Genomic DNA, 20,658 nt, shown 5'->3' with positions numbered 1-20,658 from the left:
CGCGACGAATGTAGCGCAGACTCGAAAGAAACGAAACCGTTTCGTACGTGTGGGGTGAGTCACTTCCGTCAGCGGAACATAAAGAGGTCGATAACGGAGGGGATACGGACAGGGGGCGAGAAGAGATGACAGGGCCGCATAAGTTGCTGGGCCCGGCGCGCGGGAAAAGCATGGGGAGGTGAGCTATCTGCGCCTTCCCCACCTCACCGGTGACCTGCTGTGCTTCGTGGCCGAGGACGACCTCTGGCTGGCCCCCCTCGACGGTCCGGGCCGCGCCTGGCGCCTCACCGTCGACCGCACGAAGACCGGCCACCCCCGCTTCTCCCCCGACGGCCGCCACATCGCCTACGCGAGCTGGCGCACCCTGGTGCCGGAGATCAACGTCGTCCCCGTCGACGGCGGACCAGGGCGCCAGCTCACCCACTGGGGCTCCCCCGACACCCAGGTACGCGGCTGGACCCCCGAGGGCTGCATCCTCGCCGTCGCCTCGCACGGCGAACCCTTCTCCTACTTCACCTGGGCCCACAAGGTCTCCCTCGACGGCGATCCCGGCGGCCGGCTCCCCTGGGGCCCCGTCGCCGACATCCAGGTCGCCGACCTCGACGGCGAACGCCGCACCCTGCTCCTCACCGGCACCCCGCCGCACGAACCGGCCGCCTGGAAGCGCTACCGGGGCGGCGCCATGGGCCGCCTCTGGCTGCACGGCGAACGTCTCCTGCCCGACCTCGCGGGCCACCTGCACTCCCCGATGTTCGTCGGCGACCGGATCGCCTTCCTCTCCGACCACGAGGGCATCGGCAACCTCTACTCCTGCGCCCACGACGGCTCCGGTCTGCGCCGCCACACCGACCACGACGCCTTCTACGCCCGGCACGCCGCGAGCGACGGCACCCGGGTGGTCTACCAGTGCGCCGGTGACCTGTGGCTGGTCGACGATCTCGCCGCCGGCTCCGCACCCCGCCGCCTCGACATCCGCCTCGGCGGCCCCAGCCCCGGCCGCCGGACCCACCAGGTACCGGCCGCCCAGCACGTGGACGGGCTCTCCGTCGACGAGACCGGGCGGGCCAGCGCCGTCGTCGTACGCGGCAGCCTCTACTGGCTCACCCACCGCGACGGCCCCGCCCGCACCCTCAGCGACACCCCCGGGGTCCGGGTCCGGCTCCCCGAGATGCTCGGCTCCGTCGGCCAGGTCGCCTATGTCACCGACGCGGACGGCGAGGACGCCGTCGAGATCGCCCACCTCCCGCGCGCCTCGGGCGACCGGCCCCCGAGACGGCTGGCCTCCGGCGCGCTGGGCCGGGTCCTGGAGATGGTCGCCGACCCGGAGGGCGAACGCCTCGCCATCGCCGCCCACGACGGACGGCTCCTGCTCCTCGACGTCACCGAGGAGGGCGACGGCGAGGTCACCGAGGTCGTCCGCTCGGTCAACGGCCCCGTCCGCGACCTCGCGTTCTCGCCGGACGGCTGCTGGCTGACCTGGTCGCACCCCGGCATCGGCCGCTCGCTGCGCCAGATCAAGATGGCCCGCATCTCGCTCGGCATGCGCGACCGGCTCATCGTCGACGTCACCAACGGCCGTTTCGAGGACGAGAATCCGGTCTTCACGCGGGACGGCCGCTACCTCGCCTTCCTGTCCTGGCGCGGCTTCGACCCCGTCTACGACGTCCACACCGGCGACCTCTCCTTCCCGCTCGGCTGCCGCCCCTACCTGGTCCCGCTGTCGTCGGCCACCCCCTCGCCGTTCGCGCACAGCGCCGAGGGCCGCCCGCCCGCCGGGGGCCTGGTCCTCGACGACGACGGCGCCGACGGCATGGTCACCGTCGAGGTGGAGGGCCTGGAGAACCGGGTCACGCCGTTCCCGGTCACCGCCTCCAAGTACTCGGCGCTGCACCCGGTCGCGGGCGGCGGCCTGGTCTGGCTGCGCTGGCCGATCTCCGGCGCGCTCGGCGAGACGTTCGCCAACCCCGCCGACACCAGCGGGCGCCCGACCCTGGAGCACTTCAGCATCGCCAAGGCCCGCAGGTCCGCGCTGGTCGATCACCTCGACTGGTTCGCGGTCAGCGGCGACGGCAGCCGCCTCGTCGTGTCCGACGACGACGAGCCCCGCGCCGTTCCCGCCACCGAACCCGGCGACAGCGACACCACCGTCTGGATCGACCTGCGCCGCATCCTGCACCGGGTCGACCCGCCCGCCGAGTGGCGCCAGTCCTACGACGAGGCCGGCCGGATCGTCCGCGCCTACTTCTGGGACCCGGGGATGTGCGGCATCGACTGGGACGCGGTCCTCGACCAGTACCGCCCGCTGCTCGAACGCGTCGCGTCCCCCGACGAGTTCGCCGACCTGCTGCGCGAGGTGCTCGGCGAACTCGGCACCTCGCACGCCTACGTCACCCCGGCCCGCCGCAACGAGGGCCCGCCGCACTACCAGCGCCGCCAGGGTCTGCTGGGCGCCAACTTCGTGCGCCGCGAGGAGGGTTGGGCCATCGCGCGGATTCTGCCCGGCGACTCCTCCGACTCCAAGGCGCGTTCCCCGCTGGCCGGTACCGGCATCCGGGAGGGCGCCGTGCTCACCCATGTCGACGGGCGCCCGGTCGACCCGGTCACCGGCCCCTACCCGCTGCTCGCCGGGGCGGGCGGCACCACCGTGGAGCTGACGTTCACCCCGGCGGAAGGGGAGTTCGGGCCGCCCCGCCGGGTCGCGGTCGTCCCGCTCATCGACGAACGGCCGCTGCGCTACCAGGACTGGGTGGCCAAACGCCGGTCCGTGGTACGGGACCTGAGCGGCGGCCAGTGCGGCTATCTGCACATCCCGGACATGGGCGGCTCCGGCTGGGCGCAGTTCAACCGGGATCTCAGGATGGAGGTGTCACGCCCCGCGCTCATCGTCGACGTGCGCGGCAACGCGGGCGGCCACATCAGCGAACTCGTCGTCGAGAAACTGACCCGGACCATCGTCGGCTGGGACCTCACCCGCAACGCCCAGCCCGTGTCGTACGCCTCCAACGCACCCCGGGGCCCGGTCGTCGCCCTCGCCGACGAGGCCACCTCCTCCGACGGCGACATGATCGCGGCCGCCTTCAAACTCCTCAAGCTGGGCCCGGTCGTGGGGTCGCGCACCTGGGGCGGGGTCGTCGGCATGACCGGACGGCACAAGCTCGGCGACGGAACGGTGATCACCGTTCCGATGAACGCGGCCTGGTTCGACACCTACGGGTGGGGCATCGAGAACCACGGCGTCGAACCCGACCTCGACGCCCTGCGCACCCCGCTGGACTGGGCGGAGGGCCGCTACGCCCAACTCGACGACGCCGTACGCCTCGCCCTCCACCTCCTCGAACTCTCGCCCCCGGCCACACCCCCGGACTACTCCCACACCCCGGACAACTCCCGCCCCGAGCTGCCCCCGAGGACCCCGAGGACCCCGAGAAGCACAGACTGACCAACGGGCTTGCGGGCAACGGCCGTTGAGGTGCGCGAGGGCATGAGAAAGGGGGGCATGAGAAAGGGAGGGCATGAGAAAGGGGCGCCCCTCGTCAGGGGCGCCCCTTCGACTCAGGACGAGGTCAGGTCCGGTCGTCCGGGCGGCCGCGCAGGTCGTCCATGCGCTGCTGCCCGCGCTCCTTGGCCTGCCGGCCGCGCTCCGCCTCGCGCTGCGCGCGGTCCTTCATCTGGTCCCGGCCCTGGCCCTGGTCCTTGCCCTGGCCCATCTTGTCCTTGGCCTGGTCCTTGAGCTGGTTGGCCTTGTCCTGGAACTGGTCCTTGATACCCATGTGGGTTCACTCCCGTGATGATGGGGGGTTGTGGCCCTCCGTGGGGCCTCGACCAGATTCACACGGCCACTCACCCCCCGCATCTCGATCACTCACCCTGCGTGACAGCCTCCGTCCGCGCCGCTCTCGCCCGGTCGTCGGCCGCGCCGCCCGCGCCGACCAGGCCGGAGCGGACGCCGGGCAGGCGGTCGGCGAACCTGCGCATCTCGCGCTGGACGGCGGCCGTGACGATCCCCGGCAGCGCGCCGCGCACCCCCTGCATCCCGCGCAGCCACCCCTGTCCGTAGACGTGACTGGACCGCCGTTCGATGCCGGTCACGAGGCGGTCCACCGACGGGCCCAGCGGATACGTCTTGTTCGACGGCCACGGCAGCCGCTGCCGCATCTCCCGCATCACGTCGTCCCGGTCGGCGCCGCGCACCATGTCGGTGTCGGTCCAGGACAGATACCCGACGCCGACCCGCACACCGAGGTGGGCGACCTCCGCGCGCAGACAGTGCGCGTACGCCTCGACGCCCGACTTGGACGCGCAGTACGCCGTCATCATCGGGGCCGGGGTGAGCGCGGCGAGGGACGCGATCTGGAGCAAGTAGCCCCGGCTGTCGATCAGTTGGGGCAGGAACGCGCGGCCGGTCACCGCCGAGCCGACGAGGTTGACCTCGATCACCCGCCGCCAGTCCTCGGGGTCGGAGTCGACGAAGGGACCGGCGTTGGCCACCCCCGCGTTGGCGACGACGATGTCGACCCGCCCGAACCGCTCCCCGACCTCGGCCGCCACCCGCGTCATCGCCTCGTGGTCGGTGACGTCGGCGTACCAGTGGCCGTGATCGCCGTGCAGCCGGGCGCCGACCCGCTTCAGGGCGTCCGCCTCCAGACCGACCAACGCCACCCTCGCGCCCCGCGCCGACAGTTTGCGGGCGAGCACCTCCCCCACCCCACGGGCGGCGCCGGTCACCACGGCGACCTGCCCGTCGAGACGGGCCGCCCGGCTCACGCGGTCACCTCACCGGCGTCGGCGGGGGCGGCCGGGGCGGTCACCCGCGCCGGAGCGGGCCGCAGCACCTCGTACTCGGCGAGGTCCACCCGGCGGGTCGCCCGCCGGAACTCGCCCGTGGTGCCCGGCCAGACGGTGGTGTTGCGGCCCTGCGCGTCGAGGTACCAGCTGGTGCAGCCGCCGGTGTTCCACACCGTGCGCCGCATCCGTTCCTGCACCCGGCGGTTCCAGGAACGCACCGCGTGCGGGCGGGCGTCGAGGGCCACCCGGCCGCCCAGGACGTCGAGTTGGCGGACGTAGTCGGCGAGGTAGTTCAGCTGCGACTCGATCATCAGGATCATCGAGGAGTTGCCGAGCGCGGTGTTGGGCCCGATCACGGACATCCAGTTGGGGAACCCGGCCGCCGACGTCCCGCGCAGCGCCGCCGCGCCCTCGCTCCACGCCTCGGCGAGGCTTCTGCCGTCGGCGCCGATCACCCGGCCCGCGATGGGCATGTCGGTGACGTGGAACCCGGTGCCGAAGACGATCGCGTCGACCTCGGCCTCGGTGCCGTCGGCGGCCACGACGGTCGACCCGCGCACCTCGGCGAGGCCGCTGGCGACGACGTCGACGTTGGGCCGGGCGAGCGCGGGATAGTAGGTGCTGGAGAGCAGGATGCGCTTGCAGCCGATGCGGTAGGCGGGCGTCAACTTGGCCTGTTCTGCCGGGTCGTTGATGGACTTGGCCATGTTGCGCAGCGCCAACTTCTCCACCATCCCCAGCTCGTTGGGGTGCTTGGTGAACGCCTGCACCTGCAACTCCCTGATGCCCCAGAGGAGTCCGCGCCGCACGGTGGCCGTGACCGGGAGCGTGCGGTGCAGGGTGCGTTCCGCGTCGCTGATCGCCCGGTCGACGCGGGGCAGCACCCAGGGCGGGGTGCGCTGGAAGAGGGTGAGCCGTGCGACCTCGGGCTGGATCTCCGGGACGATCTGGATCGCGGAGGCGCCGGTGCCGACCATCGCGACCCGCTTGCCCCGCAGGTCGTAGTCGTGGTCCCAGCGCGCCGTGTGGAAGACCTTGCCGGGGAACGTCTCAAGCCCCGGGATGTCCGGGACCTTGGGGTCGGAGAGCGGTCCGGCGGCGGAGACGACGAGGTCGGCGGTGAGGGAGCCGCCGCTGGTCTCGATCTCCCACCGCAGCTCGGCCGGGTCCCAACTCATCTTCGTCACCTCGGTGTTGAGGCGGATGTGCGGGCGCAGCCGGAAGGTGTCGGTGACGTGTTCCAGGTAGGCGCGGATGTGTTCCTGGCCGGAGAACGTGCGGGGCCACTCCGCGTTCGGCGCGAAGGAGAACGAGTACAGGTGCGACGGAACGTCACAGGCGCACCCCGGGTAACTGTTGTCGCGCCAGGTTCCGCCGACGCTGCCCGCGCGCTCCAGGACGACGAAGTCGGTGACGCCCTCGCGGCGCAGGCGGACGGCCGCGCCGAGGCCGCCGAAGCCGGAGCCGACGATGGCGACGCGTACGTGTTCGTCTCGACGCCCCTGACCGTCGCTGTCGCCGTCGCTGTCGCCGTCCTGACGTCCCTGTTCGTGCTGGGCCATGCCAAGCCTCCACGTCGCGACTCAGACTCCGCCAGTGTTCACTGGCACCATCGGAGGGTAGAGCAGGCGGTTACGCGGGGCTAGGGGCCACGCGAGGGAATGTCGACGACGGTACGACGTAGGGTTCCCGCGTGGCGGAAAACGACCGAGCACGGCGTGAGTACCGCGCCGAGGAGTTGGCCGGGCTGGCCGGGATCACCGTGCGTACGGTGCGGTTCTACCGTGAGCGCAGGTTGCTGCCGCCTCCTCGGCGGGACGGGCGGATCGCCTGGTACGACGATCACCATCTGGCACGGCTGCGCACGATCTCCGCGCTGCTGGAACGCGGGCACACCCTCACCGGCATCGCCGAGCTGGCCGACGCGCTCGATCAGGGGCGGGGGGTTGCCGACCTCCTCGGCGTCGACGCCCCCAGCGAGGAGGAGCCGGTGCGGCTGACGCCCGAGGAACTCGCCGCCCGCTTCGACGGGGAGGTCACCCCGGAGAACCTCGCCGCCGCGATGAGGCTGGGGTACCTGGGCACCGACGGCGAGGAGATCGTGCACGTGAGCCGACGGTTGCTGGACGTGTCCTCCGCCCTGGTGCGGGAGGGCATTCCGCTGGCCGAGGTGTTGGCGGCGGCGCTGGAGACCCGCCGCCACACAGAGGCCCTGGCCGAACTCTTCTCCACCCTGATCCTCCGGCACACCTCACCCCAGACCCTGACCCGCCTACGCCCCCTAGCCCAAACCACCCTGGAAGCAGAACTGTCCTTGGCCCTGGACAAAAAACTCCGCGAACGGGGGTAGGGGGGCGGGTTGGTGGGCGTTCGCGCCGGTCTTTTCAGGGGCGCGGGGAACTGCGCGACAAGCCACCACGGGCCGCAAGCCGACCGACGACCCATTAAGGGGCGCGGGGAACTGCGCGAACGCCCGCACCAGCGCGGGGCGCGAGGCAGCCGACGGTTCCGGCAGCGCCGGGTTTTTCAGGGGCGCGGGGAACTGCGCGAGCCGTTGGTCGGGGTTCAGGCGCCGGGGGCGTAGGTGACCGTTACGGGGGCGTGGTCGGACCAGCGGGCGGCGTGGGAGGAGGCCCGTTCCACCTCCGCCTTCACCGCCCGGGCGGCCAAGCCCGCCGTGGCCATGTGATAGTCGATCCGCCACCCCGCGTCGTTGTCGAAGGCCCGCCCGCGATAGGACCACCAGGTATAGGGCCCCTCCGCGCCAGGGTTCAGAGCACGGACCACGTCCACATACGCGGCGTCGGCGAGAACCTCGTCGAGCCACGCCCGTTCCTCCGGGAGAAAGCCGGAGTTCTTGGTGTTGCCGCGCCAGTTCTTGAGGTCGGCCTGCTGATGGGCGATGTTCCAGTCACCGCAGATGACGACCTCACGCCCCTCGGCGGCGGCCCGCTCCCGCAGCCCCTTCAGATAGGCATGGAACTCGCCCATGAACCGCAGCTTCTCGTCCTGCCGTTCCGTGCCCACCTCCCCGGAGGGCAGGTAGAGGGAGGCGACCGTCACACCGGGAAGGTCCGCCTCCACATAACGACCGCTCCGGTCGAACTCCTCCGAGCCGAACCCGATCTGCACCCGGTCCGGCTCCCGGCGCGTGTAGAGGGAGACGCCGGCTCGCCCCTTCGCCTCGGCGGGGGCATGCACGACATGCCAGCCCTCGGGCTCCCGGACCGCCTCCGGCAACTGCTGCGGCTCGGCCCGCACCTCCTGAAGACAGACCACATCCGCCGAGGTCCCGCCAAGCCACTCCACAAAGCCCTTCTTCGCAGCGGCCCGCAGCCCGTTCACATTCACCGAGGTCACAGTGATCAAAACACTCTCCTTACCTACGGCGGCCCAGGTTACGGGGGCCCGCCGCAGCTGCACACGTCAACCGTCTTCCACGCGACCATCGCGACGACGACCGGGTTTGCATCAACAGCCCGAATATTCCGCAATGCATTCCTTCGCATCAAACCGCAAAGGGATCGCCCATCACACCACAGAGCCTCACAAGACCGAGCGCTCCATCGTCACCGACCTTCACATAGACGGTATAAGACCATCCACGCGACTCCGCCTCACGTCGCGTCCAGGTCAGCACTTCATCGATATCAGCCTCTGAGACCTGATACTCGTGAGAGTGATTTTGGGCCGTGTCCCAGAAATACACGCGATAAACGGCGTGATCCTGCTCCCAGTTGATATCCCTGGGGTCTACCGGATGAATATGCATGACGTCATCCTAGAACCTCGACGTCGACGACACCCCACCCCGGAGAGCTACTTGATAGTGACCGTCTGGCTACGGCCCTCGTCGAGGTCCCCGGGCTGCGGCAAGGTGATCTGGCCACTGATGACGCCCGTGTAGGAGCCCGCCTTGCGCACCTGCGTTCCGCTTTCGAGCGGCGTGTAAAACGTCGCAGCCTTCCCGTTCTTGATCACCTGGCTCTGACTGGAAGTTGCCACTATCTGCCTCGGCCCCACATGGGGCCCCCGCTCCAGCCTGCCATTCAAGTGCACGGTGACCGACGGGTAAGTGCTCTGGCAGGTAACGCGAGTCTTGAACAGAATCCGACCATCGGGCAACCCTGACGACCGGTGGGGATTCTGGGGCGTCGCGGTACAGACCGCGCCACCCGCGAGGGCAGCGAGCCTTGCGCTCTGCGGTTGAAGAGTGTCCACAGCGAACGCGGGGTTCGACATCAGTACGGTCGCGGTCAGCCCAACTACTGCCAGAGCGGTGACTGTTCGGCGCTTCACAGGAATAAGTCCTTGCGGTGAGGGGGGTATTGCTCAGATATTGAGCTATCAACAACCCTCCCCCGGGGTGAATCTTGCCAAACACGTGATTTTCCAACTACCCGTCCGTTCCGATTACCCAATCGGCCAACTCGCCTTACATGCAAGGTAGTTCACCGAGTTCACCCGGGTACGGCTGAACCCCCCGCTGAGGGTGCCCTCGTCCTGTACGCCGCCGACGACACCAAGGCGTACACCCAGCCCGCGTTTCCGGTCGGCCTCGCCCCGAACAAAGCGGCGCCGTCCGGCTTGATGCTTCAGCGGGATTACGGGCCCAAGGCTCAGGCCGGCGTCGTCACGTTCGACAACGCGGACCGATGCCAACCGCCGCGCCATCCGGGCCCCGCGCCTGATCAGAGACCCGTCTGGCCTCATGTGCCTATGAGCATCCAGGCACAATACCGGCATGCACATACGTACGGTCGGGTTCGATCATCCCGATGCTGTCAAGCTGGACGCGGAAGTCCAGGCCGAGTATCACGTCCGGTACGGCGACGGGGGTGATGCCACGGTGCTGGCTGCCGCCGACTTCGTGCCTCCGAACGGCGTCTACCTCATCGCCTACGACGAGGCCGGTGTCCCCGTCGCCACCGGCGGCTGGCGGTCCCAGGACAGCAACGGCGAGGGCAACCTCGACGGCGACGCCGAGGTGAAGCGGATGTACGTCACCGCCGGGCTGCGCGGCCGGGGTCTCGCCCGGCGCATCCTGGCCGCCCTGGAGGACGACGCCCGTGCGGCCGGACGGCTCCGGATGGTCCTGGAGACCGGCGTCAAGCAGCCGGAGGCCATCGCCCTCTACACCTCAAGCGGCTACGAGCCCTGCGAGAAGTTCGGCTATTACCGGCACCATGAGGCCAGCCGGTGCTTCGCCAAGTCCCTTGTCAGAAAGGGGACTTGAGGCCCGTCCCACCCGTCCCACCCGTCCCCGTTTTCCGGTTCCGGTTGGCTTGAGACGGGCCCCCTCCGCCCCCTCAGCCTCCCCGGCTTCCCTCCGGTACCGGGCGGAATTCTCCGTTCACGAAGAGCAGCGGGTCCGCCGTTCCCGTCGTTGCGCACTCCTCCACCGCGCCCACGATGATCGTGTGGTCGCCTGCCTCGACGAGGTGGGCCGTGCGGCAGGTGAAGTGGCCGACGGTGCCCGCCAGGCGCATGCCGCCCGACGCGGGGGCGCCCGCGGTCTCGACGGCGGTGAAGCACTCCGTTCCGGTGGGGCGGTCCGGGTCGGCGAAGCGGCGGGCCAGGGCGTGCTGGTCGGCCCCGAGGACGTTGACGACGAAGCCGCCGGTGCTCTCGATGAGGGCGGTGATCCGGGTCCCGTGCCGGAGCGAGAAGTTGACCAGCGGGGGTGTGAGGGACAGCGTGGCGAACGAGTTCACGGTCATCCCGTGCATGTCGTCGCCGCGTCCGCTGGTCACCACGGTGACGCCGGTGGGCAGTCGGCGGGCGACCGTGCGCAGTTCCTCCGGTGTCACCGACCTCTCGGGGGTCGTCCGGGTGCTCAGGGTGATCCCTCCTTCGTCTCCGGCAAGGGGTGCGCTCCGAGGAGGACCGCGCCCAGGTGGGCGATGCCCGCGCCCAGCAGGACGTAGGTGTCCGGGTCCGGCCGCTCGTCCGGGGCGCCCTCCTTCTTGTCGTTCAGATGGTCCGCGAGGGTGATCAGCGGGTCGCTGCCCTGGCAGTGGGCGATGCGGCCCACCCCCTCCAGCGCGATCCGGTCGGCGCCGAACCCGGCCTCCGCCAGGTACAGGCGCATCACATGGCGGGCGAAGTTGCTGGGCAGCACCCGGCTGCTCGCCCGCGCGAAGGGGTGCCGGGCGGTGAGGCGGGCGAAGACCTCGCGGTAGGCGTTGACCCGGGAGGTGAGCTGTTGATGGGCGGTGCCGGCGCCGGACTCCTGTTCCGGGGCGGCGTGATGGGCCATGGCCAGCATCGGCAGCCCGGCCGCCTCGCCGGAGACCAGCGCGGAGGCGGCGCCGTCGCTGGCGATCGCCATGCCGCCCGCGACGACGCGTTCACCTCCGGTGGAGAGGTCGGCGAGGTCGCCGCTCACCACCAGGACGTGCCGGGCGGTGCCGTCCCTGACGAGGGAGGCGGCGGTGCCCAGGGCGGCCATGGCGGTGGCGCAGTCCATCAGGCCGACCGTGATCACCGTCGCCCCGGTCATCCCGGTGTCCGCGAGGAACTCCGCGACATCCCGGTGCGCCACCCGGCCCGCCGGGAGCGAGTCGGTGGCCAGCAGGACGACGTCGACCGCGCTGCCCGGCACCCCGCAGCGGGCCAGGGTGCGGTGCGTGGACGCGGTCATCAGCTCGACGACCGGGCCCTCGGACCAGTGGTAGGTGACGAACCCGGCCGACGGGGAGATGAGGTCGGCGGCGGCCCCCGGTCCCGCGGTCACCTCCAGGAGGTCAGCCACCGGCTCGGCGTACTCGCCCAGTTCGTAGGCGGGCCCGCACAGACGTGGAGTGATCACCGGCCGCCCTCCCGGGAGGCCTGTCCCGCGGCCACCGTGAACAGTTCGGCCAGCCGTTCGGCGGTGACCTCGTCGTACAGGTCGGTGTCGTACTCCAGCCAGCCCGTCACGCCCTCGGCACCGGGGTGGACGGCGAGGGTGAGGTCGTAGCGGGCGACGCCCTTGTCGACGTCGGTCGTGGAGACCTCGGCGCCCTGGAGGGTGTGCGCGGTCTCCTCCAGGGCGTCGAAGACGAACACGGCGTCGAGGAGCGGGTGCGTGCCGGGCACCCGGCGGGGAACGTCGATGAGTTCCCCGGGGTGGGCGGCGTGTCGCAGCCCGGCGCGGGAGGCGTCGCGGGCCGCCCGGACGCGGGCCGCCCAGGAACCGTCGCCCGCCTCCCGCAACCGCACCGGCAGCACGTTGAGCAGATAGCCGACGGCGCTCTCGGCGCCCGGCCGGTCGCGCCCGGCGGTGAACGTGCCGAGCAGGACATCCGGGTGGCCGCCGAACTCCGCGAGCGCCGCCCAGGCGACGGCGAGCCAGCCCGCGTAGGCGGACGCCGCCGCGCCCTTGGCCAGCGTGGCGATCCCCGCCCCGACCTCGGCCGGGAGCGCGAACTCCACCCGGGCCCCGGTCCGCGTCGTCGTTCCGGTGCGGGGCCGGTCCGTCGGCAGGGGTGGGGGCGCGTCGGCCAGCTCCGCCGCCCAGTACCCGGCGGCGGCCCGGCCCGCGTCCCCGGCCACCCAGGTCTCCTGGCCCCGGGCCCACCGGCTGAACGGCGTCACGGTCGGCGCCGTCGCCCCGGCGTCGCGGCCCAGCGCCTCCAGGAGCAGCTGGAAGGACCACGCGTCGAAGACGAGGTTGTGCACGACGACGAGCAGCCACGCCTCCTTCGCCGACGCCCCGGTGGCCAGCACCACCCGGAACAGGGGGCCGTTGGCCAGGTCGAACGGCTCGTGGGCCAGGTCGCGGGCGGCGGCGTGCGCCTCCTCGGCGGTCGCGCAGTGCGCGCGGGTCACCCGGGGCGGCAGGTCCGGACGCACGACCGGGCGGATCTCGCCGTCGGCCTCGGTGAACGTGGTGCGCAGCGCCTCGTGGTCCCGGACGAATCCGGCCAGGCGTGCGGCCAGTTCGTCGAGGTCGACCTCGGCGCCGGTGAGGGCGACCACCTGGCAGACGACGTCGGCTGGACGGCCGTCGATCGCGTGGTGGGTCTCCCACAGCCTGCGCTGGCCCGGGGTGAGCCGCTCCTGCGGTTTCGCCTCGGCCAACCGGGCCTGGAGCAGGGCGCGTTGACGCGGGGAGAGGGCGGCGAGGCGGGCGGTGAGGGCGGGGGACGGTGACGGTGACGTCATGCGTAGCGCCTCCGCAGTTCGTTGAGCTGGCCGAGGCTCTCGACGACCAGGTCCTCGTCGACCCCGAAGTCGATGAGGCAGGCGATCTCGGTGACGCCCATGCCCTTGAACCGTTCCACCACGGCCATGCAGGAGTCGGGGGTGCCGAGCAGGGCGCCCTTCTCGAAGTACTTGTCGAAGGCGAACTGGACCAGCTGGTCGGCGTCGCCCTCCGACATGTCGCGGACCCCGGCGCCGGGCGCGAGGCTCTTCTTCTGGGTGTCGATGACGGTGAGGAAGGACCGCAGATACTCGCTGAACGGCTGGCGGACCGTCTCGCGCACCTCGTCGAGGTCGGTGCCGATGAAGGTGTGCAGCATGAGGGTGACCGTCACGTCGTCCCGGTCGTGGCCGTACTCCTCCAGCGTCTTGAAGTAGAGGTCGAGCTTCTCCTCCAGCTCCTCGTTGGTCATGTCGATGAGGGCGGTCAGGATGTTGCAGCCGAGCCGCCCGGCCGTCTCGAAGGTCTCCGGGCTCTTGGCGCAGGTGAGCCAGACGGGCAGTTCGGGCTGGACCGGCTGCGGGTGCAACTCCACCTCGACGTGGTTGCCGAGCCCGTCCTGGACGGTGACCGGCTCGCCCTCCCACAGTTCGCGGATGGTGGTCACCGCGTCGAAGGTCCGCTGGCGCCGGTCGGGCCAGGCGGGCGGGTTGAGGGAGAAGTCGACCGGGCTGAACCCGGTGGCCAGCGCGATGCCGACGCGCCCCTGGGACAGGTTGTCGACGACCGCCCACTCCTCGGCGACCCGGATCGGGCTGTGCAACGGCAGGATGACGCTCCCGGCCCGGATCTGGAGCCGTTGGGTCGCGGTGGCGAGGGCGGCGCCGAGCACGGACGGGTTCGGGTAGAGGCCGCCGAAGCGGTGGAAGTGCCGTTCCGGCGTCCAGATGGCGGTGAAGCCGTTGTCGTCGGCGTAGCGGGCGGCGTCGAAGACGAAGCGGTACTTCTTCTTCTCGTCGCCGGAGAAGAAGATCAGGCTGAAGTCCACGGGTCAGTGCTCCTTGTGCTGAGCGTCGGCATCGGCGTCGGACAGCAGTTGTTCGGTCAACTCCGGTTCGAGGGCGGCCAGTTCGGCGGCCAGGGCCTCGATCTCGTCGGCGGAGGTCTCCGCGAGGTCGGCCGCCGTGCCGTCCTCGGCTGCCTCGCGGTCGTCCAGGCGCTGCTGGACGAGTCCGGCCAGGGCGGCCGGGGTCGGGTCGGCGAGGACGTCGGCGAGCGGGACCTCCACGGAGAAGAACTCCCGGATGTCGGAGAGGAGTTTGACGATGAGCAGGGAGTCGCCGCCGAACTCGAAGATGTCCCCGCCGGCCGGCATCTCCTCGTCGCCGACCGCGTCCCGCACCAGCCGGGCCACCTGTTCGGCGAGGTCTCCGGCCGACTCGTCGCCGGGGCGCGGACCCGGACCGGTGCCGGTCGCGGTCGGGGCCGCGATGCGTTCGTCGCGCACCCACTGGTCGAGGCGGTGCCCGATGTCCCAGGTGGAGACGGCCACATGGGAGACGTCCCGCAGGGTGAGCAGGCGGCGGATCGCCTCCAGGCCCTCGTCGGGCTGGATCGCCTTGTCGTCCATGCTGCGGCCGATGGCGGACAGGGCCCGCTTCTCGTCCTGGTGGTGCTGCCACACGTCCCAGGCGGCGCTGATCCAGACGGTGCGGTCCAGGCCGCGGTTGGCGCGTTCGGCGGCGGCGTCCATGAAGTGGTTGGCGGCGCCGTAGGCCAGCAGCCGCAGCCCGCCGAGGACCCCGGCCAGCGAGGACAGCATCAGGCAGAAGTCGACGGCACGGTCCGCGAGGACCTCCTCCAGGGCGATCTGGCCGTGCGCCTTGGGCACGAAGTGCCACTGGCACTGTTCGACGCTGGCCCCGGTGAGGGCGCGGTCCCACTGCTCGCTGGGCAGACCGGCGGCGTGCACGACGCCGTTCAGCTCCCCGAACCGCTTTTCGACGCTCTCCACGGCGGCCCGCAGCCCCGCCACGTCGGCGACGTCGGTGTGGACGAGGAGGGTCTCGGCGCCGGCCTCCTCCAGGCGGCGCAGCCGGTTGATGCGCAACGCGGTCTCGTCGTCGGCCTCGTGACCCTCCAGCCACGCGTCCCACTGGTCGCGCTCGGGCAGCGGGTCCCGGGTGAGCAGGGCGAGCCGGGCGCCGCACTCCTGGTGCAGCCACCCCGCGATGAGGGAGCCGATCTCGCCGAGGCCGCCGGTGATGAGGTAGACGCCGCCGTCGCGCAGCCGGGAGTGGGCCTCGGTGCTCCAGTCGGCGCGCACCGGAGCGAGGTCGGCGGTCCAGCGGGTGTCGCCGCGCAGGGTGACCGCGAGGTCGGGGCGGCGTCGCCCGGCGAGTTCGCGGGCGAGGGTGCGCAGGGACCGTTCGTCGACGGGGGCGGGCAGGTCGAAGTGGCGGGCGCCGATGTTGCCGTGCTCCTGGCCGATGACGCGGGCGGCGACCGCCAACGAGACCAGTTCGACGGCCGGTTCGGGCTCGGCCGGGGTGACGGCGTAGGCGCCCGCGCTGATCAGGTCGAGGTGCAGCGGGCTGGTGACGTCGTGCTTGCTGAGCGCCTTGACGAGCGCGATCAGGCTGTACAGACCGTGCCGTTGCGCCTGTTCGAACCGCTCGATGCCGCGGGCCTCGGGCAGCGGCGCCGTCGACCAGGCGTGCACGATCCGGCCGGGCAGCCGGTCCTCGGCGAGGAGTTCACCGACCAGCAGACGGTGGTCCTCCTCCGAGTCGGCCCGCACGGTGAACGCGTCCCCGTCCCGCCCGTACGCCTCCCCCGCCCTGACGGTGAGCACCGGCCCCGCGAAGGCCTGCGCGGCGAGCCGAACGGCGGTGCCCTCGGCGTCGGTGAACAGCAGCACCGGGTCCGTGAGCGGCCGGACGTCGGCGTCGAGGGTGCCCACCGAGGGCCGCCAGACCGGTGCCGAGAACCACTCGTCCAGGTCCAGCTTGCCCGGCGTGCGACCGGCGCCGCCCGTGCCGGTCAGGGTGCCGGAGCCGGGCTCGACCCAGTACCGGGTGGCCTCGAACGGGTAGGTCGGCAGGTCGGCCTTGCGGCGGCCCCGGCCCGCGTAGTAGCCCGCCCAGTCGGGGGTCAGGCCCATCGCCCACAGCCGGCCCAGCGAGGCGGTCAGCGCGGTGAGGTCGGCGGCCGGGTCCTTGCCGCGCGCGGTGGAGGTGATGACCCCGACGCCGGTCTGCCGGTCGGGGTGGCGGCGCACGAAGGTGGCGAGGGTGTGCCCGGGGCCGACCTCGACGAAGACCTGCTCGCCCTCGCCGAGCGCGGTCGCCACGCTGTCCGCGAAGCGGACCGTGTCGCGCAGGTGGGCGCCCCAGTAGGCGGGGTCGGTGGCCTCCTCGTCGAGAATCCAGGTGCCGGTGCGGTTGGAGAGGAACGGGATCTGCGGGCGGCGCAGCGCGACCCCGGCCAGCAGTTCGGTGAGGGGGCCGACGGCGGCGTCCATCATCGCGGAGTGGAAGGCGTGCGAGGTGGACACCTTGCGGTGGGTGATGCCGGCCGCGGTGAGCGCGGTGATCGTGGCGGCCATCGCGTCCTTGGGCCCGGCGATCGTGCAGACGCCGGGTTCGTTGACGGCGGCCAGGTCGACGCCGTCGGTGAGGTGGCGGGTGACCTCCTCGGGGGTGGCCATGACGGCCCGCATCACCCCGGCGGGCAGCGCGTCGACGAGACGGCCGCGGGCGGCGATCACCTTGAGGGCGTCGGGCAGGGTGAACACCCCGGCCAGGGTGGCCGCGACGTACTCACCGACGCTGTGGCCGATGAGGGCGGAGGGGGTGATGCCCCAGGACATCCACTGCCGGGCCAGCGCGTACTCGACGGCGAACAGGGCGGGCTGGGTGAGCGCGGTGCGGTCCAGGCTGAGCCGCTCGCCCTCGTAGCCGCGCGGCCCGGGGAAGAGGGCGTCCCGGAGGTCGAGGCCGAGGTCGGGTGCGAGCAGGTCGGCGCACTCGTCGAGGGCGGCGCGGAAGACCGGCAGGTGGGCGTACCAGTCCTGGCCCATCGCCGGGTACTGGGCGCCCTGCCCGGGCAGCAGGAAGGTGACCTTGCGGTCGGCGGGGTGGCCGGAGTCCTGGAACACGAAGCGGGGGTCGGCGGTGCGCAGCGCCTCGATCGCGCTCGCCCGGTCCGGCGCGGTGACGATGGCCCGGTAGTCGAAGGTGTGCCGGGTGGTGGCCTGCGTGTAGGCGGCGTCGTCGAGCCCGGTGTCACCGGGTCCCGCGAGGTCCCCGGCGTCCGGCGGGGCCGTCTTCGCCAGCCGGTCCGCGAGGGCGTGCCGGGCCTTCTCCAGCGCGGCAGGGGACTTCGCGGAGACCGGGATCAGCACCACGGGCGGCACGGTCGCGGGCTCGGCGTACTCGACCTGCGGGGCCTCCTCCAGGACGACGTGCGCGGTGGTGCCGCCCATGCCGGTGGAGGTGACGGCGCAGCGCAGCGGCCCCTCCGTCGCCCACGGCCGCACCTCGGTGCCGACGCGGAACCGGGTGCCGTCGACCGGGCACTCGGGGTTCCACTCGGTGAAGTGCGGGGTGGGCACCAGGGTGCGGTGGTGCAGCATGAGCACGCACTTGATGAGCCCGGCGACCCCGGCGGCGGTGCTGAGATGCCCGATGTTGGCCTTGACGGAGCCGAGGGTGAGCGGGGCGGCGCCGTCGACCTGGTAGGCCTGTCCCGCGGCGGTCAGCTCGATCGGGTCGCCCATCCGGGTCGCGGTGCCGTGCGCCTCCAGGTAGCTGACGGAGGCGGGGTCCACGTCGGCGACCGAGAGGGCCTCGCTGAGCACGGCGGCCTGGCCCGAGACGCCGGGTGCGGTGTAACCGGCGCGGTCGTTGCCGTCGTTGCCCACCGCGGAACCGCGCAGCACCGCCCAGATGGTGTCCCCGTCGGCGACCGCGTCCTCCAGGCGTTTGAGAACGACGACGCCGACGCCGTTGCCGAAGACGGTCCCGTCGGCGTCCGCGTCGAAGGGGCGGACCACGCCGGTGCGGGAGGTGATGCCGTCGGTCTCCTGGACGTACCCGGCGTGCTGCGGGAAGCGCAGCGCCACCCCGCCGGCCAGCGCCACGTCGCACTCCTGCGCCAGCAGGGACTGCGCGGCGACGTGCACCGCGACCAGCGAGGTCGAGCAGGCGCTCTGCACGGCGATGCTCGGGCCGGTGATCTTCAGGTGGTAGGAGGCGCGTGTGGTCAGGTAGTTGGGGTCGTTGCCCATCAGGGTGGCCATGTCCTGCTGCATCCGGGAGAGCGAGCCGTTGAAGCCGCGCTCGCCGGTGAGGACGTTGTTCAGCAGGTAGGTGCTGGCCAGCGATCCGGCGAAGACGCCGATGCGGCCGTCGTAGACCTCCGAGTCGTGGCCGCTGTGCTCCAGGGCCGCCCAGGCGGTCTGGAGGAAGAGCCGCAGCTGCGGGTCCATGCGTTCGGCTTCCCGGGAGCTGAGGAAGAAGAACGACGCGTCGAACGTGTCGGCGTCCTCCACCACGGCCGCCCGCCGCACATAACGCGGGTGCTGGAACGTCTCCTCGGGCACCCCGGCGGCGCGCAGGGTCTCCTCGTCGAGTTCCGTGACGTGGCTGGTGCCGGCGAGCAGGTTGCGCCAGAACTCGGCGTGGTCGCGGGCGCCCGGGAGCCGGCAGTCGAGGCCCACCACGGCGATGCGCCCGGACAGCGGGTCCTGGAGCGGCTGGTCAGTCACGTGTTGCCTCCTGAGACGGTGTCATGAGCGTCGCCGGGCAGCGGGCTCGGGTACGGGCCGCGCGCGCGGCCCGGCGTCCTGCGGGGTGCGCGGGCCGCCGCGCGGCGGAGTTCGCCGCGGCTGTGGCCACGGGCGGCGCCGTCGCCCGACGCGGTTCCGGTCGCGGCGCCGGACGCCGCGATCAGCCGGACCAGCGCGCGGACCGTGGGTGCCTGGTACAGGTCGGTCATCCGCAGGCCGGGGGCGACGGTGCGGGTGAGGCGCTCGTGCACGCCCGACATGCGCAACGACGTGCCGCCCAGGTCGAAGAAGTTGTCGTCGGGGCCCGGCCGTGGCACCCCGAGCACCTCGCGCCAGGCGGCGACGACGGCCTCCTCGACGGGGGTGCCGGGTGCCGTCGGCCGGTCGGGGCCGTGGTGCGGGCCGGGGGCGGTGAGGGGGTCGGGAAGGGCGGCCCGGTCGATCTTGTGGTTCGCCGTCAACGGCAGCTCGTCCAGGACGAGATACGTCATCGGCACGGCATGGTCGGGCAGCACCCGGCGCAGCGTCGCGCGCAGGGCGGGCCCCTCCGGAACGGGGCCGTCGGCGGCCACCAGGTAGGCGGCGAGCTGCCGTTCGCCGAGCCGGTCGGTGAACGGCGCGACCACCGCCTCCCGGATCTGCGGGAGTTGCTTCAGCGCGCTCTCCACCTCGCCGGTCTCCACCCGGATGCCGGAGATCTTCACCTGGAAGTCCCGCCGCCCGACCAGCAGCAACGTCCCGTCGTCCAGGCGCCGTGCGAGGTCCCCGGTGCGATAGGTCCGCCCGTCCGGCGCCGCCCCGGGCGCGAGATGCTCGCCGACGACGACGATCTCGCCCTCGCCGGGACCCTCGACGGTGCCGCCCTCCTCGTCGACGAGGAGCACCTCGGTCTCCGTCACCGGGAAGCCCAGCGGGAACACCCCGGTCGGCGGCCGGTAGTCGAGGTCGGCGACGCGCAGCAGGGCGCACGAGCACTCGGTGGAGCCGTACGCCCCGGCGACCTGGGCCGACCCCTCGAAGTGCCGTCGGCACGCCTCCAGGTCGGCCAGGTGCAGGGTGTCCCCGCCGAGGGCCAGCATCCGCATCGCGGGCAGCCGCGTCCCCCGGCTCTCCATGGCCCGCACCAACGCCCGGAAGACGGGCAACGTCGAGTGGTAGACGGTGAGTCGCTCGGCCGCCATCCACGCAAGGAGGCCCGCGACGCCCGACGCCTTGAGGTCGACGGGGTACAGGGCGGCGCCGGTCAGCAGCGCCGAGAAGGTGTCCTGGACAGCCGAGTCCCAGCTGTAGGCGGACTGGAGCGAGAGCCGGTCGGCCGGGCCGATCCGCAGCCCGTCGGCCCAGGCCCGGGTGTGGTGCAGCACGTTGCGGTGCGGCTGCGACACGGGCTTGGGCCGGCCGGTGGACCCGGAGGTGTACAGCACGTAGGCCTCGGCGCCCGGGGCGGCGCGATCGACGTCGACGTCACCGCCGTGCGGATGCCGGGCCAGCTCGTCGTAGGGGAGCAGGGGCAGCCCCGACTCCGAGGCGAGCAGCGCCCCCAGTTCGGCGTGCTGGGCACCGGCGACCAGCGCCCGCACACCGGCGTCCCCCGCCATGAAGGCGAGCCGCTCCACGGGATACGCGGCGTCCAACGGCACATAGGCCACCCCGGCGCGCAACGCCCCGAGCAGCGCGGCCACCATCTCGGCCCCGTGCGAGAAGAGGAGCCCCACCCGGTCCCCTGGCCGCAGCCCGGCCGCCCGCACCCCGTGGGCGATCCGGGCGGACACCTCCCGCGCCTCGGCGTAGGTCCACCGGACGTCGGGGGTGACGACGGCCTCGCGCCCCGGATGCTCCCCGGCGACGGCGAGAAACCGCCCGGACAGGGTCCGTGCCACATCAGGAGGAGGGAAGGGCGAATGCCCGGCGGCGGAATCGGCAACGGCGGCGACCTCACGGGCGCTCATACGGC

The 20,658-nt window shown here is 72.2% G+C and carries 15 protein-coding genes; 3 read left to right on the top strand and 12 right to left on the bottom strand.

Features of this window, described 5'->3' with window-relative positions; translation table 11 throughout:
• The first annotated feature begins 178 nt into the window (after nucleotides 1-178).
• Entirely contained in the window at nucleotides 179-3,439 is a 3,261-nt protein-coding gene (locus tag ACIQOU_RS17675; protein WP_401537627.1) for a S41 family peptidase, read from the top strand.
• Nucleotides 3,440-3,563: 124 nt separating this feature from the next.
• Here the strand turns inward: ACIQOU_RS17675 and ACIQOU_RS17670 are convergent, their stop codons facing one another.
• The 3 genes from ACIQOU_RS17670 to ACIQOU_RS17660 all read right to left on the bottom strand — a co-directional run bounded on the left by ACIQOU_RS17670 (nucleotide 3,564) and on the right by ACIQOU_RS17660 (nucleotide 6,347).
• Entirely contained in the window at nucleotides 3,564-3,770 is a 207-nt protein-coding gene (locus tag ACIQOU_RS17670) for a hypothetical protein (protein ID WP_401537626.1), read from the bottom strand.
• Between the two features lie 88 nt (nucleotides 3,771-3,858).
• Entirely contained in the window at nucleotides 3,859-4,764 is a 906-nt protein-coding gene (locus ACIQOU_RS17665) for an SDR family oxidoreductase (protein ID WP_401537625.1), read from the bottom strand.
• On the bottom strand, nucleotides 4,761-6,347 hold the full coding sequence (locus ACIQOU_RS17660; RefSeq protein ID WP_401537624.1) for a flavin-containing monooxygenase: 1,587 nt from the start codon (nucleotides 6,345-6,347) through the stop codon (nucleotides 4,761-4,763). The genes ACIQOU_RS17665 and ACIQOU_RS17660 overlap by 4 nt, the downstream gene beginning before the upstream one ends.
• Before the next feature lie 131 nt (nucleotides 6,348-6,478).
• On the opposite strand from ACIQOU_RS17660, the gene ACIQOU_RS17655 reads away from it, so the two are divergent.
• The gene (locus tag ACIQOU_RS17655; RefSeq protein ID WP_401537623.1) at nucleotides 6,479-7,135 is read left to right on the top strand and encodes a MerR family transcriptional regulator; all 657 of its coding nucleotides are present in this window, start codon (nucleotides 6,479-6,481) and stop codon (nucleotides 7,133-7,135) included.
• A gap of 215 nt (nucleotides 7,136-7,350) precedes the next feature.
• Here ACIQOU_RS17655 and ACIQOU_RS17650 read toward each other — a convergent pair whose 3' ends face one another.
• The 3 genes from ACIQOU_RS17650 to ACIQOU_RS17640 all read right to left on the bottom strand — a co-directional run bounded on the left by ACIQOU_RS17650 (nucleotide 7,351) and on the right by ACIQOU_RS17640 (nucleotide 8,766).
• Nucleotides 7,351-8,145 carry an exodeoxyribonuclease III gene (locus ACIQOU_RS17650; RefSeq protein ID WP_401537796.1) on the bottom strand — a complete coding sequence of 265 codons (795 nt, stop codon included), beginning with the start codon at nucleotides 8,143-8,145 and terminating at the stop codon, nucleotides 7,351-7,353.
• A gap of 148 nt (nucleotides 8,146-8,293) precedes the next feature.
• Nucleotides 8,294-8,557, bottom strand: a complete 264-nt coding sequence (locus ACIQOU_RS17645; protein ID WP_401537622.1) for a hypothetical protein — start codon at nucleotides 8,555-8,557, stop codon at nucleotides 8,294-8,296.
• Between the two features lie 47 nt (nucleotides 8,558-8,604).
• The gene (locus ACIQOU_RS17640; RefSeq protein WP_401537621.1) at nucleotides 8,605-8,766 is read right to left on the bottom strand and encodes a hypothetical protein; all 162 of its coding nucleotides are present in this window, start codon (nucleotides 8,764-8,766) and stop codon (nucleotides 8,605-8,607) included.
• Between the two features lie 763 nt (nucleotides 8,767-9,529).
• Between ACIQOU_RS17640 and ACIQOU_RS17635 the strand changes: the two genes are divergently transcribed.
• Nucleotides 9,530-10,021 (top strand): GNAT family N-acetyltransferase, encoded by a 492-nt coding sequence (locus ACIQOU_RS17635; protein WP_401537620.1) that lies wholly within the window; start codon nucleotides 9,530-9,532, stop codon nucleotides 10,019-10,021.
• 73 nt (nucleotides 10,022-10,094) lie between these two features.
• Here ACIQOU_RS17635 and ACIQOU_RS17630 read toward each other — a convergent pair whose 3' ends face one another.
• From ACIQOU_RS17630 to ACIQOU_RS17605, 6 genes are read right to left on the bottom strand one after another with little or no spacing between them, the layout of a single operon-like run.
• Nucleotides 10,095-10,595, bottom strand: coding sequence for a flavin reductase family protein (locus tag ACIQOU_RS17630; protein ID WP_401537619.1), 501 nt, complete (start codon nucleotides 10,593-10,595; stop codon nucleotides 10,095-10,097).
• A 26-nt stretch (nucleotides 10,596-10,621) separates the two neighbouring features.
• Nucleotides 10,622-11,596, bottom strand: a complete 975-nt coding sequence (locus ACIQOU_RS17625; protein WP_401537618.1) for an acyl carrier protein — start codon at nucleotides 11,594-11,596, stop codon at nucleotides 10,622-10,624.
• Nucleotides 11,593-12,933, bottom strand: coding sequence for a condensation domain-containing protein (locus ACIQOU_RS17620; protein WP_401537617.1), 1,341 nt, complete (start codon nucleotides 12,931-12,933; stop codon nucleotides 11,593-11,595). The genes ACIQOU_RS17625 and ACIQOU_RS17620 overlap by 4 nt, the downstream gene beginning before the upstream one ends.
• Nucleotides 12,930-13,961, bottom strand: coding sequence for a MupA/Atu3671 family FMN-dependent luciferase-like monooxygenase (locus ACIQOU_RS17615; protein WP_401537616.1), 1,032 nt, complete (start codon nucleotides 13,959-13,961; stop codon nucleotides 12,930-12,932). The genes ACIQOU_RS17620 and ACIQOU_RS17615 overlap by 4 nt, the downstream gene beginning before the upstream one ends.
• 3 nt (nucleotides 13,962-13,964) lie before the next feature.
• Nucleotides 13,965-18,683: a beta-ketoacyl synthase N-terminal-like domain-containing protein gene (locus ACIQOU_RS17610; protein ID WP_401537615.1), complete on the bottom strand. Its 4,719-nt coding sequence runs from the start codon at nucleotides 18,681-18,683 to the stop codon at nucleotides 13,965-13,967.
• Nucleotides 18,680-20,653, bottom strand: a complete 1,974-nt coding sequence (locus tag ACIQOU_RS17605; RefSeq protein ID WP_401537614.1) for a non-ribosomal peptide synthetase — start codon at nucleotides 20,651-20,653, stop codon at nucleotides 18,680-18,682. Before ACIQOU_RS17605 ends, ACIQOU_RS17610 begins: the two co-directional genes overlap by 4 nt.
• Nucleotides 20,654-20,658 lie beyond the last annotated feature (5 nt).

Origin of the sequence: Streptomyces sp. NPDC091279 (genome assembly GCF_044757465.1) — a bacterium.
In the GTDB taxonomy this organism is placed as follows: domain Bacteria; phylum Actinomycetota; class Actinomycetes; order Streptomycetales; family Streptomycetaceae; genus Streptomyces.
Note: the sequence above shows the minus strand (reverse complement) of the source record. Positions and strands in the feature narration are given on the sequence as shown.